Here is a 14,198-nt window from a genome sequence, read left to right on the forward strand (position 1 = left end):
AGCTCGCCACGCGCAACTGGCGGAGCTTCCTAGCGGCGCTTCTTCTTCTCGCGGACACGCACCGCGATGCGCACCGGCGAGCCCTCAAAACCGAATTCTTCACGCAGCTTGCGCTCCAAGAAGCGACGGTAGCCGTGCTCCAGGAACCCGGTGGTGAACAGCACAATTACCGGCGGGCGCGAGGATGCCTGGGTGGCAAACAGCACGCGCGGCTGGCGGCCACCACGCAGCGGTGGCGGGTTCTGCTGCATGATCGCACGCAACCAAGTGTTCAGGCGACCAGTGGAGATACGCTTATCCCACGACTCCACGGCCTCCAGCATGGCCGGCTCCAGCTTCTGCACAGCGCGACCAGTCTTGGCGGAGATGTTCACCCGACGAGCCCACGGCACGTGTGCCAGCTGCTCTTCAATTTCGCGCTCGAGCAGATCGCGACGGTCCTCATCCATGAGGTCCCACTTGTTGTAGGCGACCACAAGTGCGCGGCCGGAGTCGAGAATCATGCGCAGCACGCGCTGGTCCTGCTCGGTAATCTGCTCGGAGGCATCGACCAGGAAAATCACGACCTCGGCGTTGTCAATCGTCGAACGGGTACGCAGCGAGGCGTAGAACTCGTGGCCCTTGGCGGTCTTGGTCTTCTTGCGGATACCAGCGGTATCCACAAAACGCCAGAGCGCCTCGTCCATCTGCACCAGGGAGTCCACCGGGTCAACCGTGGTACCGGCCACGTCGCTGACCACTGCGCGATCTTCACCGGAGAGCTTGTTCAGCAGCGAAGACTTGCCCACATTCGGCTTGCCCACCAGCGCCACACGACGCGGCCCGGTCGGCAGCGACTTCGCACGCGGCACCTCCGGGAAGGAGGACACCACTTCGTCCATCACGTCGGCATTGCCACGACCGTGGAGGGCCGAGGTTGGGTGCGGCTCGCCGAGCCCGAGGGCCCAGAACTCCGCGACGTCGCCAAGCTGCGAATCCGACTCAAACTTGTTGGCAGCGAGAATAACTGGCTGCTCCGCGCGTTGCAGGCGACGGGCCATGACCTCTTCCGTAGCCGTGATGCCAACGGTGGTGTCGACAACCATGACAATCACATCGGCGGTCTCCATGGCGGTCTCCGCCTGACGAGCAATCGCCGCATGCATACCCTTGGCATCCGGGTCCCAGCCGCCGGTGTCCTGCACCCAGAAGCGACGTCCGCCCCATTCACCCAGGTAGGAGATGCGGTCGCGGGTCACGCCCGGGAAGTCTTCGACAACTGCTTCACGACGGCCAATGAACCTGTTAACCATGGTGGACTTACCAACATTCGGTCGTCCCACAATGGCCACGGTCGGAAGAGCTTCTTCCTCCTCGTCGCTCACGCCAAGCGCTGCGAAGGCGTTTTCCAGTTCTTCCCAGTCGGCATCGTCGTCGATCTGACCGGTTTCGGCGCGCTCGATGGCTTCGGAGATGATCGTCTCGTGGTCGGCGATTGTGCGGTCGATGAACTCGTCTGCGCTGGTGTGGCTGCCTGCGGTGCCCGGCGCGTTTTCGCTCTCCACGTTTGCGACCAGGTGTCCGGCGGTATCGTCTTCGGAATCGTCGTAAGAGCCCTCGTAAGATTCCTCGAACTCCTCGTTGTCGACATCGTCCCAGTCCATGGTGGACCCCGGGTAGCCGGCCTCAACGACATCGAGGACGTTTTCCACGACCTCTTCAATGTCCATCTCAGAGGTGTCCAGAATGAACGCATCCTCGGCTGGCTTCAGCGGAGAGGTCGCACGGTTGCTGTCGAGTTCGTCGCGGCGGATGACGTCGGCAAGCACGGTGTCGAAGTCAGCCTCACGACCAGCAGCGATGTCCTGGTCGTAGCGGCGGCGAGCGCGGACCTCTGCGGATGCGGTCATGAAGATTTTCGCCGGAACGTCCGGGAGAACGACCGTGCCGATGTCGCGGCCTTCCACCACACAACGCACCGCCGATGCGGCCAGCGAGCGCTGGAGTGCGACCAGGTTGGTGCGCACGGCTGGAATCGCCGAGACCGCCGACACGTTGCGGGTGACCTCCGGGCCGCGAATCTCGCCGGAAACATCCTCGCCGTCGAGGAGGACGGCGGTGGAGTTCGGGTCATCGGAGACTTCCAGCGGCAGGGCGGCCGTCGCCTTGGCCACGGCTTCCTCGTCGGTCGGGTCGATGCCCTGGCGCAGCACCCACAGGGTGGCAACGCGGTACATAGCGCCGGTGTCCAGGTACTTTGCACCCAGCTCGGTTGCGACCATCCGAGAGACGGTCGACTTTCCGGTGCCGGAGGGGCCATCGATGGCAACCAACAGCATGTCGTCAGTGTTCTGCTCGCTCATGTGGGCTCCTTCAGCGCCTTGGTTTTCTTCGTTCTTTTTCACTAGTGCCATTTACAGCCCCACCGCGTTGTAGAGGGAGGTCAGCTCAGCGCGGTTGAGTGCGCGGAGAGCGCCCGGGGTCTGCTCGCCCAGCTGGACAGTGTGAATCTTAGTGCGCACCAGGCGCTCGACTGGGTAGCCCGCGGTCTTGAGCATCCGGCGGACGATGTGCTTGCGGCCCTCGTGCAGCTCGATGCGGACGATAGAGCGGCCCTGCCAAACGTCGATGATCTGCGCCATGTCCGCCTTGGCGATGCCATCATCGAGCTCGATGCCCTTTTCCAGCTCACGCATGACCTTGGGGTCGACCTCGCCGACAACGGTGGCCATGTATGTCTTGGTGACCTCGTAGCTCGGGTGCATCAGACGGTTGGCCAGCTCACCATCGTTGGTGAGCAGCAGCAGCCCCTCGGTGGGCGCATCCAGGCGACCCACGTGGAAGAGTCGCTGACCAGCGCTGATCTTCTCACCGATGATGTCGCCCACACACGGGCGGCCCATGTCATCGTGCATGGTCGACTGCACACCACGCGGCTTGTTCAGGACGAAGTACTGCATGTCCTCATTGACGATGACACGGGAACCATCAACGCGAATCACAGACGTGTTCGGGTCCACCCGCACGCCCTGTCGCGTCACGATTTTGCCGTCAACCTCGACGCGGCCTTCGTCGATAAGCTTTTCCGCCATACGACGCGACGCCACGCCTGCCTGCGCGAGCACCTTCTGCAAGCGCACGCCCTCGCCTGCCTGGCTGTGAGCGCGCTTGCCCGAACTACGACGGTCGGAGTCCACGTGCTGGTGGCGCGCCGGGCGGGCGTTGGATACGTAGATGTCCTTCGCGTGGACGTTGGAGGTCTCCATCTTCGCGCCGCTGTCACGGCGACTGCGATTGCGCTGGGCGTTAGTGGAGCCATGTGCGCGGTTGGAGTGATTGTTACGGTTCTTGTGTGCCGGTGTGCCTTCTCGGCGAGCGGGTTTAGCCACTTGACCTACATCCTTTTCAAGCGTTGGAGATTGTTCTGTTTGTTAGAACTTCAGCGCCAGGCGACGCTGTTCTCTCCCCCGTGGGCCCAAAATGGCCGGTGGAAGCAGGTTAATAAAGAGAATTACAGAGAAAGCCTCGCGCCTTGTCGTCTAGTCACCTTAGCACGTTTCTCGCAAAACACCAGCTTAACGACGTCCTGCGCGGCCTCCACCTACAGCGCCTTTTACAGCGTTGCGGCCCACTCTCGCACGCCCGGCAGCCACTGCGTAGCTTTCGCCACAAACTCCTGCCGGTCCAGCGCGCCAGCTCCCGCCTGCACCGACCCCAGCAGCGGCACCCCGGTGATGCGCGGCAGTTCCTCCAGGTTCGTCTCAATGATCGGGTCGACCTCCGCCGGCAACGAACCGCCCACCAGCGCCGTGACATTGACCCCACGGCCCCGCGCCACCTCGACGGTGAGCTCCGCCTCGTTCAGGCACCCCAGGTCCAACCGCGTCACGACCACCATCTGACTACCCGGCAACAACCCCGCCAGCTCCGGCAGCGCCCAGTCCTCGCCGAGTCGCACCAGCAAGCCGCCCGCGCCCTCCACGAGGACAACGCGGTTCGGCCCGTCGATAAGCTTGATCTTCTCCGCGATCTCCGTGGCGTTCGGCAGGCGCATTCCCGCGCGCTGCGCCGCCGCCACCGGCGCCATCGGCTCGGGGTAACGCTCGAAGCCATGCAGGTTGTCAATCCCCGTCAGCTCCGCGACAGTGTCCAAATCACCGCCATTTGGGCCCGGAAAACCGGTCTGAATTGGCTTGACGACGTGCACCTCCTTTCCCTCCTCGCGAAGTGCCGCCGCCAGGGCTGCCGTGCCGATGGTCTTTCCAATATCGGTACCGGTGCCGGTGACAAGGACGATGCTCATGGTGGGTGGTGCTCCTTTTTGGTTGCGCTACTTGCGTTCTTCCTCGGCGGCGACGATGGCGGCGATGGCCTCGCAGATACGGTCGACCTCGTCATTGGTGCTGATGTACGGCGGCATGGTGTACACCAATTTGCCGAATGGCCGCAGCCACACCCCGGCATCGACAGCCGCTGCAGTGGCCAGACCCATGTCCACGGGGCGCTGCATCTCCACGACCCCGATTGCGCCAAGAACCCGCACATCGGCCACGGCATCGCTGCTGGCTAGGGGCTGGAGCTGGTTGCGGAGTCGGGACTCGATGCGCGGGACATCCTCACGCCACTGCCCCTCTGCAATCAGGTCGAGCTGCGCGCAGGCCACGGCACAGGCCAACGGGTTGCCCATGAAGGTCGGGCCGTGCATGATGCCTCCGCCTGCGCCACTGGAAATGTTGCGAGCCACGTCGGCGGTGGCGAGGGTGGCTGCGAAGCTCATAAAGCCGCCGGTCAGCGCCTTGCCGACACACATAATATCCGGCACAATCCCGGCCGCCTGCGTCGTGAACAGGTCGCCAGCTCGGCCGAAGCCGGTGGCGATCTCATCCGCAATAAGGAGAATGCCGTGCTTGTCACACAGCTTCCGGAGCCCCACAAGCAGCTCGTGGTCATGGAACCGCATGCCACCAGCGCCTTGGACTACCGGCTCAATGATGATGCCGGCGACGGAGTCGTCGATAAGCGAATCGAAGTGCGCGAGATAGCGTGCGCGTTCCTCTTCGGTTGCGCCGCGGGCGGGCGGTTTGTCGGCGAAGACCTGCGGAGTCCACTGCCCCGTCCACAGCGAATGCATGCCGCCCTGGGGGTCGCAGACAGTCATGGGTGCGCGAGTGTCGCCGTGATAGCCGCCGCGCCACGTGGCCAGTCGGGTGCGCTCGGGATGGCCTTTGGCCTGCTGATACTGCAACGCCATTTTGATCGCCACCTCGACGGAGACCGAACCCGAGTCGGAGTAAAAAATGGCATCGAAGCCGGGGCCTGCGAGCTTTAGGAGCTTCTCCGCCAGTTCGATGGCCGGACGGTGTGTGAGTCCGCCGAACATGACATGCGACATCGTGGTGGCCTGCTTCTTCGCGGCTGCGACCAGCTTCGGGTGCGAGTGGCCGTGACAGGCGGCCCACCAGCTGCTCATGCCGTCGATGAGGGTGCGGCCGTCGGCGAGGTGGAGGTTGACGCCCTCGGCGGACTCGACCAGCTTGGGCGCAACCGGCGACGGGATGGGGCCGTATGGGTGCCAGATGTGGTCGGCATCGAATTGGGCGAGGTTGGCGATGGCTGGCTGGGTGTGTGGTTGGGTGGGTGGTTGGGCGGGTGGTTGGGAGTGCTGCGGGGTGTGCGGCTGGGCGGTTTCCGAGGCTGTCATGATACTCAGCATAATACCTGTACAGCACCGGACTTGAACGCCGTTCGGGGTTGGTGGTGGAGCTTCTCGCAAGGATTACAGACAGTCGCAGCGACTTTACGACACCCATGTCACCTCGTGGCAGCTGCGGAGGTGGCATGAGGTGACACCTGTGTCGTGAAGTGGGGTTTTGGGGTGGGCCCGATGAGCCAGCCAGCTAGTACAGCCGCCCCGCTTGGCTCCACACTCGTCGGCGACGCATGGCCAACTCGGCCGCCTTACCTGTGATTGTGATGGGCTGCCGCGCGAAGGCGTAGTTTCCGCGATAGCAACTGCCACCATTTGCCAAGTGACGCCGGATGTCTGCGGCCGCTTGCCGCAAGGTGGCTACGGCGGAGCCGTCGAAAAGCTGTGACCAGACGATCCGGATGACATTCAACCCGAGGTTCTTCAGGCGCTTTTCGCGCTCCAACTCCTTTGCGATTGCCACCTGCGTGTCCGCGACCCCGCCATCGGTGTATTTCATACGGCCATCGAACTCGACGATCAGCCCAAGCTCGGGCAGGTAGAAGTCCACGCGTGCGATGAAGCCACGATCATCCCGAAAGGACACCTGCTGAAGCAACGGAGTACGAGAATCGTCGACAGAAGCTAGCCCCGCCTGGACGATTGCTTCTTTAGTGAGCGATTCCCCAATGCTTTCCGACGACGCTGTCGCTTGCCCCAACAATCTCCTGGCCTGTGCATTTCCCGGAGCACGCGGATATGCAGCCAACGTGGCCAACAGCTCCTCGGTGTCGGTGTGGCGCTGGAGGGCGGCGTCGGCAAGCACTAGTGCATTGTGCGGGGTGCGGGAACGGCAGACGTCGATGACGGACTTTGGGACATCGGTGACGAGGCGGCCATCGATTTCTACGATGTCCTCGGGGAGAATCCGGCCGGAGACGCGGATGAGGCGTTTGTGCGGCTGGTACGGGCCATTCGGTGTGCTTCGCGATTGCCCGCGCGTGCGGCCGGAGTTGGCGATTGCGATGGGAGTGTTGTGCGTGAGTAGAGGTAAACCGTGGAGAGCAGCGGCGGCATCGCGGGTGACTACGGTGGTGGTGCCGCGATGGACGAGCGCTTTGATTTCCAGGATGTAACGTTCGGTGCTGTTTAGGGTGAGCCACCTGTCGACAGGCACGTACGCGCCGTATGCGAGCCACAGGAGGCTGCCGCTTTTGGCCCGCCGGAGGAGATCTCGGTCGGAGTGCTGGCCGATTCGGGAAATTGCGAATGTGCTGGGGCGGGCGCATTCGCGCTGCTGGCCGGTACGGATGATGTCGTCGGCGTCGTAGATCCACTGCGGCATCGGATTGCGCTCCTGAGGTCCAGGCAACTGCTGGTTGGTGGGTGGTGATGTGAGTGTTTGTGGGTTTGTGAGTGTTTGCGAGTGCTTGCGAGTGCTACGTTCTCATTTTTGGGCTCACACGGAGACTCAGGAGGCATCGATTTGGCATCGACTGTGGATAGTTTGCAGTTTTCGGGAGTTATCCACAATGCGTGTGGTGGGTGTGGTGTGCGGTGTGGGTGTGGTGGGTGCAAAGGCTCGCAGTGAGCTGTAGCGAGCAGCATACCCAGCCCGGAATGCGACTTCACGACACCCACGTCACCTCGTGGCAGCTGTGGAGGTGGCATGAGGTGACACGCGTGTCGTGAAGTGGGTTAGCCGATGGAGCGAGCCCCGCAGCCCCGCAGCCCCGCGGCCCAGCTAGGCCCCCTGTCCAACCGCCCCAGAACCCCACCTAGTCCAACGGCTCGTCGATCAAGTCGACTTCAGGCAGCAGCGGAGCCAAATCAGGCAGCTGGTCCAGCGAATCAATCCCCAAAAGCTCCAGGAACAGCGTCGTCGTAACGTACAAATGCGCGCCGGTTGCCGGGTCCTCTCCGGACTCCGCAATCAGACCGCGCGCGACCAGCGTGCGCATCACCCCATCGACATTGACACCGCGTACACCGGAGACCTGCGCACGCGTGGCCGGCTGTCGGTAAGCCACCACTGCCAGCGTCTCCATAGCTGCACGTGAGAGCTTCGACTGCGAGCCATCCAGCAAGAATCGCTCCACCGCGCTGGCGTGCGCGGGAGCCGTGTAGAAGCGCCAGCCCTCATCCGTTTCACGCAGCTCAATGCCGCTGCGACGTGCACGGTATTCGTACTCGATCTCGCGAAGCACGTCACGGACATCACTTGCGGAAACATCCAGCGCCCGCGCCATATCCTCCGCCGCCACCGGCGTATCGACTACCAGCAGAATCGACTCAACGCCTGCTCGCAACGGGTCAATGGGCGGCAACTGAGCCGAAGAAGCAGACGCGGGCTCCACGGCCTGCTCGGATGGTCCGGAACTGGTTTCGCTCATGCGGGTCAGATTACGCAACCTCCCGCGCCGGGCGCTAATTGGCCGGGCGCTAATCAGCTGTTAGCACCAGCCCGACCAAGCCCACGCCCGACCAAGCCCAGCCCCAACAGCCAGCCCCAGCCACCTACTCCCAGTTCGCCGCCGCCACGACGGCCGGGTCCACGTCCAGCCCGGTCCAGGCCACGTGGATTTCCTCCAGCGCCTCCTCCTGCTCCACACCGATCGCCTTGGCTCGGTAGAGCTCCAGCAGCGCCAGGAACCGCCCGACAACCTCCATGGACACGCGGCACTCCGAGGTCAGCTGCGTAAACGTCAACCAGGTCCCCTCGCCGGCCAGCCGCAGCGAGTCCAGAATTTTGCCCGCCTGCTCCGGTACGGACACGGGCACACCGTGGATGTGCCCGACGCCGACTTCCTCCGGCGGCTTCGGCCGCATCACGACGGCCGCAAACTCGGCGAACTCCCCAAGCGTCATGCCCAGGCGCACGGGCGGCAGCAGCTCCTCGAACTGCTTGTCCGGCCCCACAGCTCGCGGATAGCGCCGCGGCGCGGTCTTCTGCCACTCCTCGAATTGGTCGGCTACCTTGCCATACGCCTGGTATTGCAGCAGTCGGGCGAACAGCAGGTCGCGTGCTTCTAGCAGTTCGAGGTCTTCTTCGCTGTCGACGTCGCCACGCGGCAGAAGTCGTGCGGTCTTGAGGTCGAGCAGCGTCGCTGCCACGACGAGGAATTCGGTGATTTCGTCGAGATCGCTGACTGCGTCGAGGCTGCGCGTGTACGAGATGAACTCGTCCGTCACCGCCGCCAGCGCGACCTCGGTGACGTCCATCTTTTTGCTGCTGATGAGCTGCAGCAGCAGGTCGAAGGGCCCGTTGAAGTTCGCGAGCGCGACGCGGAAGCCGGTGATCTCTTCCTGCACGCCCTCGCTTGACGACGGTTCGGGAGTGTAACTATCCGGGGAAGTCACCTATTATTTGCGGCCTTTGCGCTCGATGACCTCGCGGGCCAGGTTGCGGTACTGCGCCGCAGCTGGGGTGTTCGGTGCCCAGGTGGTGATGGGCTCGCCGGCGACGGAGGTTTCCGGGAAGCGGACGGTACGGGTGATGACCGTGTCGAAGACCTTGTCACCGAAGACCTCGATGAGGCGTTCCATGACTTCCTTGGCGTGGCGCGTGCGGCGGTCGAACATGGTGACCAAAATGCCGGAGACTTCCAGGTTGAAGTTCAGGCGGTCGCGGACCTTGGCCACCGTGTCGGTGAGCAGTGCCAGACCGCGCAGGGAGAAGTACTCCGCCACCATTGGGATGATGACGCCCTCGGAGATGGTCAGCGCATTGACGGTCAGCAGGCCTAGCGACGGCTGGCAGTCAATGATGATGAAGTCGTAGTCATTCATCACTGGGCGCAGTGCGCGCCCCAAGGCCTGTTCGCGGCCGACTTCGTTGACAAGCTGGATTTCCGCCGCCGACAGGTCGATGTTGGCCGGGACGAGATCCAGGCCGGAAACCTTGGTGTGGTGGATGGCGTCGCGGACATCGGTGGTGTCGTCGACGATGAGGTTGTAGACGGTCAGGTCAAGTTCCTCATGGGGAACACCGAGACCGGCGGATAGTGCGCCTTGCGGGTCCAAGTCAACGAGCAGGACTTTACGGCCAAACTCCGCCAGTGCCGCGCCCAGGTTGATGGTCGAGGTGGTCTTCCCCACGCCGCCCTTCTGGTTACACATTGCCAGGATGACCGCGGGGCCGTGACTGGTCAGGGGTGCGGGTTCCGGCAGCTCACGTGCCGGGCGACCGGTGAGACCGAGTTCAACTCGATCGGCCTCAAACAACCCTTCTTCAGCCACAGTCAATCCCTCTTCCTTGAAGATTTCTCATCAATTCTACTGCGCGATATATTACCGCCACATATTACCGCGAGTATTCAGCCCGTGGGTGAGCCCCCGCCCAGACTCGTCGCATATTCTCCGCGGTAATCATGGTGTAGATCTGGGTCGTCGTCACCGAGGCGTGCCCCAGCAGCTCTTGGACCACGCGCACATCGGCACCGCCCTCAATGAGGTGTGTGCCGAAACTGTGGCGCAGGGTGTGCGGGGAGATTTTCACGCTCAGCCCGGCGCGCTCGCCTAGCTCCGCCAGCGTATTTCCCGCCGACTGCCGAGACAGCCTGCGCCCCAGCGAGTTAATAAACAGCGCCGGCCCGGAGTTCGCCCGCACCCAGCTCGGCCGCCCGCGTGTCAGCCACGCATCCAGCGCCGCCATGGCCGGCGATCCCACGGGCACGATGCGTTCCTTGCCGCCCTTGCCACGCAGCAGCACGAGGTTGGTTTCGCGGTCCACGTCATCGATATCCAGGCCGGTGACCTCGGAAACGCGCGCACCTGTCGAGTACAGAAACTCCACCAGCGCTCGGTTGCGCAAATCCGTCACGTCGGCGGTCTCATCGTCGGGGATGGACTCGATAAGCCGGGTGACCTCATCAATGCTGAGCGCCTTCGGATACCGCGAGGGCTGCTTCGGCGGCGCCACCCGCTTGGCGACATCCGCATCCAACGCGCCTTCACCCACCGCGAACTTGTGGAAGCTCCGCACGGCCGACAGCGACCGCGTCACCGAGGTCGGGGCCAGCGCTGGCCTTCCCGCCGACTTATCTCCCCGCGCCAGATACGCCAGGAACTCTGACACATCCTGCTCGGTGACCTGCGCCAATTCCGTACGCCCAATCTCCCGCAGATAGGTGCGGTACTTCTCCAAGTCGCGCTTATAACTGGCGAGCGTATTCGCCGACAGCCCCTTTTCCACCGCGAGGTAGGTGACGAAGGCGTCGACAAGCGGATCGATCGAACTCATCGGATGCGTTTCAGGTCCGCGCCGGTGCCGAGCTGCTCCGCCCGACGCTTCGCCAGGGCCGTCGGTCGAATCTCGAACGGCTCCGCGACCGAGCGTGGCGTGGCACCCCTCAGCAGCACCTCCGCCGCCAGCAAAATGCCGGACAGCGCGATGCCGTTGAGGATCTCTCCGCGCAGCGCCATCGCCACTGCCTCATCCACTGCGATCCACGACGCAGTCATGTCCGCTTCCTCATCGTGGGCTTCCGGCTTATCGACGGCACGGAGACCCCGAGCCAGATAGATCCGAACCGCTTCCTCTGCGAAGCCGGGCGAGCTGAACATATCGGTAAGCAGGGACCAAGACTCGGCCTCCAGTCCGGCTTCCTCGACCAGCTCACGCTTGGCGGCCTCCAGTGGGTCCTCGTCCGCGACATCGAGAAGTCCGGCCGGCAACTCCACCAAGCGCTGCCCCGCTGCCTGCCGCCACTGATTCAGCAGGTAGAGGCGGTTATCCTCATCTGTGGCAACGACTGCGACAGCGCCGAAATGCTCCACGATCTCGCGGGCGGATACATTCCCGCCTGGCATTCGCACCTGGTCGCGGCGGACCGCGATGATAGGTGCCTCGAGAACAATCTCGGAATCAACAACGTCAAATTGGTGCGCCATGAGCTTCACTCTAATAGGTAGGCCGGATTCGCCCTCGCGGAGCTAAGCTAAGCGCGCTTGAGGGCTGCGGCGATGAGGCCGTCGAAAAGCGGATGGGCGTTGGTGGGGCGTGACTTCAGCTCCGGATGCGCCTGCGTGGCCACGAGGTATGGGTGCACGTCCGTGGGGTATTCGACGAATTCGACGAGTTTGCCGTCCGGCGAGGTACCCGAGATGACCAGGCCTGCCTCTTCGAGCTGCGCGCGGTAGGCGTTGTTGACCTCGTAGCGGTGGCGGTGGCGCTCGGTGACATCGGTGGTGCCGTAGAGGCCGGCGACAACGGAGTCTTCGGCAAGCTTCGCCGGGTAGGAGCCCAGGCGCATGGATCCGCCCAGGTCAGCCTCTCCAGAGACGGCCTGGAGCTGTTCCTCCATCGTGGCGATGACCGGCTCGGCCGCGTTCTCGTCGAACTCGGTCGAGGACGCACCTTCAACGCCTGCGGTGCGCGCCGCCTCGATGACAACGCACTGCATACCCAGGCAGATTCCCAGCAGTGGCGTGCCGGTTTCCTTGGCGTAGCGGATGGTCGCGATCTTGCCTTCGATGCCACGACCGCCGAAGCCGCCGGGGATGACGATCGCGTCCACGCTGGCCATGTTTTGCTTCAGCCCCTCGGGGGTTTCGCAGTCATCGGAGGCAACCCAGCGGATGTTCGCCTTCACGCGGTGGGCGAAACCGGCGGCACGCACGGCTTCCGCGACGGATAGGTAGGCATCCGGCAGATCGATGTACTTACCGACGAGCGCCACCGTGACCTCGCCCTTCGGGTTGTGGACGCGCTCGAGCAGGTCTCCCCACACGGCCCAATCCATGTCGCGGAACGGCAGGTTGAGGCGGCGGATGATGAAGGTGTCCAGGTGCTCTTCATAGAGGACCTTCGGGATGTCGTAGATGCTCGGCGCATCCGGGCAGGACACCACTCCCTCGCGGTCGATGTCGCACATCAGCGCAATCTTGTTCTTGAGGGAGTCCGGGACGTCGCGGTCGCATCGCAAAACGACGGCATCGGGAACCAGACCAATCGAGCGAAGCTCAGCCACCGAGTGCTGGGTGGGCTTGGTCTTCAGTTCCTTGGAAGGGCCGAGGTACGGAACCAGCGACACGTGCAGGTAGAAGACGTTTTCGCGGCCGACGTCGTGACGCACTTGACGCGCGGCTTCCAGGAAGGGCTGCGATTCGATATCGCCGACGGTGCCGCCGATTTCGGTGATGACCACGTCGGGCTTTTCGCCGTTCGCGTCCGCGTTCCCCATGGCGACGATGCGGGATTTAATCTCGTCGGTGATGTGCGGGATGACCTGGACGGTCTGGCCGAGGAATTCGCCGCGGCGCTCCTTGGCGATGACCGAGGAATAGACCTTGCCGGTGGTGACGTTGCCGCCGGCGGAGAGATTGCGGTCGAGGAAGCGCTCGTAGTGACCGAGGTCCAGGTCGGTTTCTGCGCCGTCTTCGGTGACGAAGACCTCGCCGTGCTGGAAGGGGTTCATGGTGCCCGGATCCACATTGAGGTAGGGATCGAGCTTCTGCATAGTCACTTTCAGACCACGCGAGGTGAGCAGGCGGCCGAGCGAAGCCGCGGTTAAGCCTTTGCCGAGGGAGGAGGCTACGCCTCCCGTAACGATGATGTATTTCGTAACCACGGGACTTCAGAATATCGCTTGCGCAGGTGCAAGCGCAAGCGCCTTTTCATAATGGCGGATAATTTCTTCATATTTGGGTAACTTTTTCGGAGTTGCGCCCCATCCGCCAGCAGGAACGCAGCGACAAATGCGAACTACGCGATACTCTCGAAGATCATGGTCGCCTGGATGCGGTCCCCGCCCATCAGCCCCTTACTGCCCGAAGAGGCAGTAGTAATCGTGTGCAGCCGAAACCCCTGCGAAGCCTTGTCGTTGATTACCCTCTCAAGCTCTGTCAGATTAGCTGAGCCGGTACCGATGAACTTTTCCTTCAGAACCACCTGAAGAACTTCATAATGAGGCATTTTCCGCCCTCCGTTAAAGTATTTTTCAATATTGCACGCAAAACAATACTCGGGCGGATGCATAAACGCGATCACGTCGTTACCCTCGGGGCTATGCCTGATTTAACGAATAAGACCATTGCAGTTTTGGCCACCGATGGATTTGAGGACTCCGAGCTGACGAGCCCGGCTGAGGCCGTGAAGAATGCCGGTGCGACCGTGCACGTTATCTCCACGGAGGAAGGCTCCATTGAGGGCAAGAATGGCACGAAGGTGGACGTCGATAAGCTCACCAGCAGCGTTTCTGCCGATGATTACGATGCCCTGATTCTGCCTGGCGGCACCGTGAATGCAGACCAGATTCGCATCGATAAGGATGCCGTCGCGCTAGTGAAGGGGTTCGCCGCAGCTAACAAGCCAATCGGCGTGATTTGCCACGGCGGTTGGATTCTCACCGATGCGGATGTGCTGAAGGGCCGCACTATTACCTCCTACATCAGCGTCAAGACTGACCTGATTAACGCTGGCGCCAACTGGGTCGATGAGGAAGTTGTCGTTGACGGCAACCTGATTTCCTCCCGCACCCCGGCCGACCTTGAGGCTTTCAACAAGGCACTCGTAGAGAACTTCTAAGCCACT

At 62.8% G+C, this 14,198-nt stretch carries 13 protein-coding genes; 1 reads left to right on the forward strand and 12 read right to left on the reverse strand.

The window, feature by feature from the left end; translation table 11 throughout:
* Nucleotides 1–29 precede the first annotated feature (29 nt).
* From EGX79_06565 to EGX79_06620, 12 genes are all read right to left on the reverse strand, one after another.
* The gene (locus EGX79_06565) at nucleotides 30–2,342 is read right to left on the reverse strand and encodes a bifunctional cytidylate kinase/GTPase Der (protein AYX82754.1); all 2,313 of its coding nucleotides are present in this window, start codon (nucleotides 2,340–2,342) and stop codon (nucleotides 30–32) included.
* 51 nt (nucleotides 2,343–2,393) lie between these two features.
* Complete coding sequence (locus EGX79_06570; protein ID AYX81874.1) at nucleotides 2,394–3,368, reverse strand: rRNA pseudouridine synthase; 975 nt, start codon at nucleotides 3,366–3,368, stop codon at nucleotides 2,394–2,396.
* Nucleotides 3,369–3,592: 224 nt separating this feature from the next.
* Complete coding sequence (gene bioD / locus EGX79_06575) at nucleotides 3,593–4,282, reverse strand: ATP-dependent dethiobiotin synthetase BioD (GenBank protein ID AYX81875.1); 690 nt, start codon at nucleotides 4,280–4,282, stop codon at nucleotides 3,593–3,595.
* Between the two features lie 27 nt (nucleotides 4,283–4,309).
* Nucleotides 4,310–5,590, reverse strand: coding sequence for an adenosylmethionine--8-amino-7-oxononanoate transaminase (locus EGX79_06580; protein ID AYX82755.1), 1,281 nt, complete (start codon nucleotides 5,588–5,590; stop codon nucleotides 4,310–4,312).
* 286 nt (nucleotides 5,591–5,876) lie between these two features.
* Nucleotides 5,877–7,010: a hypothetical protein gene (locus EGX79_06585; protein ID AYX81876.1), complete on the reverse strand. Its 1,134-nt coding sequence runs from the start codon at nucleotides 7,008–7,010 to the stop codon at nucleotides 5,877–5,879.
* Nucleotides 7,011–7,443: 433 nt separating this feature from the next.
* Nucleotides 7,444–7,992 carry an SMC-Scp complex subunit ScpB gene (gene scpB, locus EGX79_06590; protein AYX82756.1) on the reverse strand — a complete coding sequence of 183 codons (549 nt, stop codon included), beginning with the start codon at nucleotides 7,990–7,992 and terminating at the stop codon, nucleotides 7,444–7,446.
* Nucleotides 7,993–8,182: 190 nt separating this feature from the next.
* Nucleotides 8,183–8,977, reverse strand: a complete 795-nt coding sequence (locus EGX79_06595) for a segregation/condensation protein A (protein ID AYX81877.1) — start codon at nucleotides 8,975–8,977, stop codon at nucleotides 8,183–8,185.
* Between the two features lie 51 nt (nucleotides 8,978–9,028).
* Nucleotides 9,029–9,904 (reverse strand): ParA family protein, encoded by an 876-nt coding sequence (locus tag EGX79_06600; GenBank protein AYX81878.1) that lies wholly within the window; start codon nucleotides 9,902–9,904, stop codon nucleotides 9,029–9,031.
* Nucleotides 9,905–9,968: 64 nt separating this feature from the next.
* A complete protein-coding gene (locus EGX79_06605) occupies nucleotides 9,969–10,907 on the reverse strand; it encodes a site-specific tyrosine recombinase XerD (protein AYX81879.1) in 939 nt (312 codons plus the stop codon).
* Nucleotides 10,904–11,557 (reverse strand): NUDIX hydrolase, encoded by a 654-nt coding sequence (locus EGX79_06610; protein AYX81880.1) that lies wholly within the window; start codon nucleotides 11,555–11,557, stop codon nucleotides 10,904–10,906. The genes EGX79_06605 and EGX79_06610 overlap by 4 nt, the downstream gene beginning before the upstream one ends.
* Before the next feature lie 47 nt (nucleotides 11,558–11,604).
* Nucleotides 11,605–13,236, reverse strand: a complete 1,632-nt coding sequence (locus EGX79_06615; protein AYX81881.1) for a CTP synthase — start codon at nucleotides 13,234–13,236, stop codon at nucleotides 11,605–11,607.
* Nucleotides 13,237–13,370: 134 nt separating this feature from the next.
* Nucleotides 13,371–13,580, reverse strand: coding sequence for a DUF4177 domain-containing protein (locus EGX79_06620; GenBank protein AYX82757.1), 210 nt, complete (start codon nucleotides 13,578–13,580; stop codon nucleotides 13,371–13,373).
* 93 nt (nucleotides 13,581–13,673) lie between these two features.
* Here EGX79_06620 and EGX79_06625 point away from each other — a divergent pair, with 93 nt between their 5' ends.
* Nucleotides 13,674–14,192, forward strand: a complete 519-nt coding sequence (locus EGX79_06625) for a type 1 glutamine amidotransferase (protein ID AYX81882.1) — start codon at nucleotides 13,674–13,676, stop codon at nucleotides 14,190–14,192.
* Nucleotides 14,193–14,198: the final 6 nt, after the last annotated feature.

The organism is Corynebacterium jeikeium (genome assembly GCA_003955985.1).
Taxonomy (GTDB): domain Bacteria; phylum Actinomycetota; class Actinomycetes; order Mycobacteriales; family Mycobacteriaceae; genus Corynebacterium; species Corynebacterium jeikeium_D.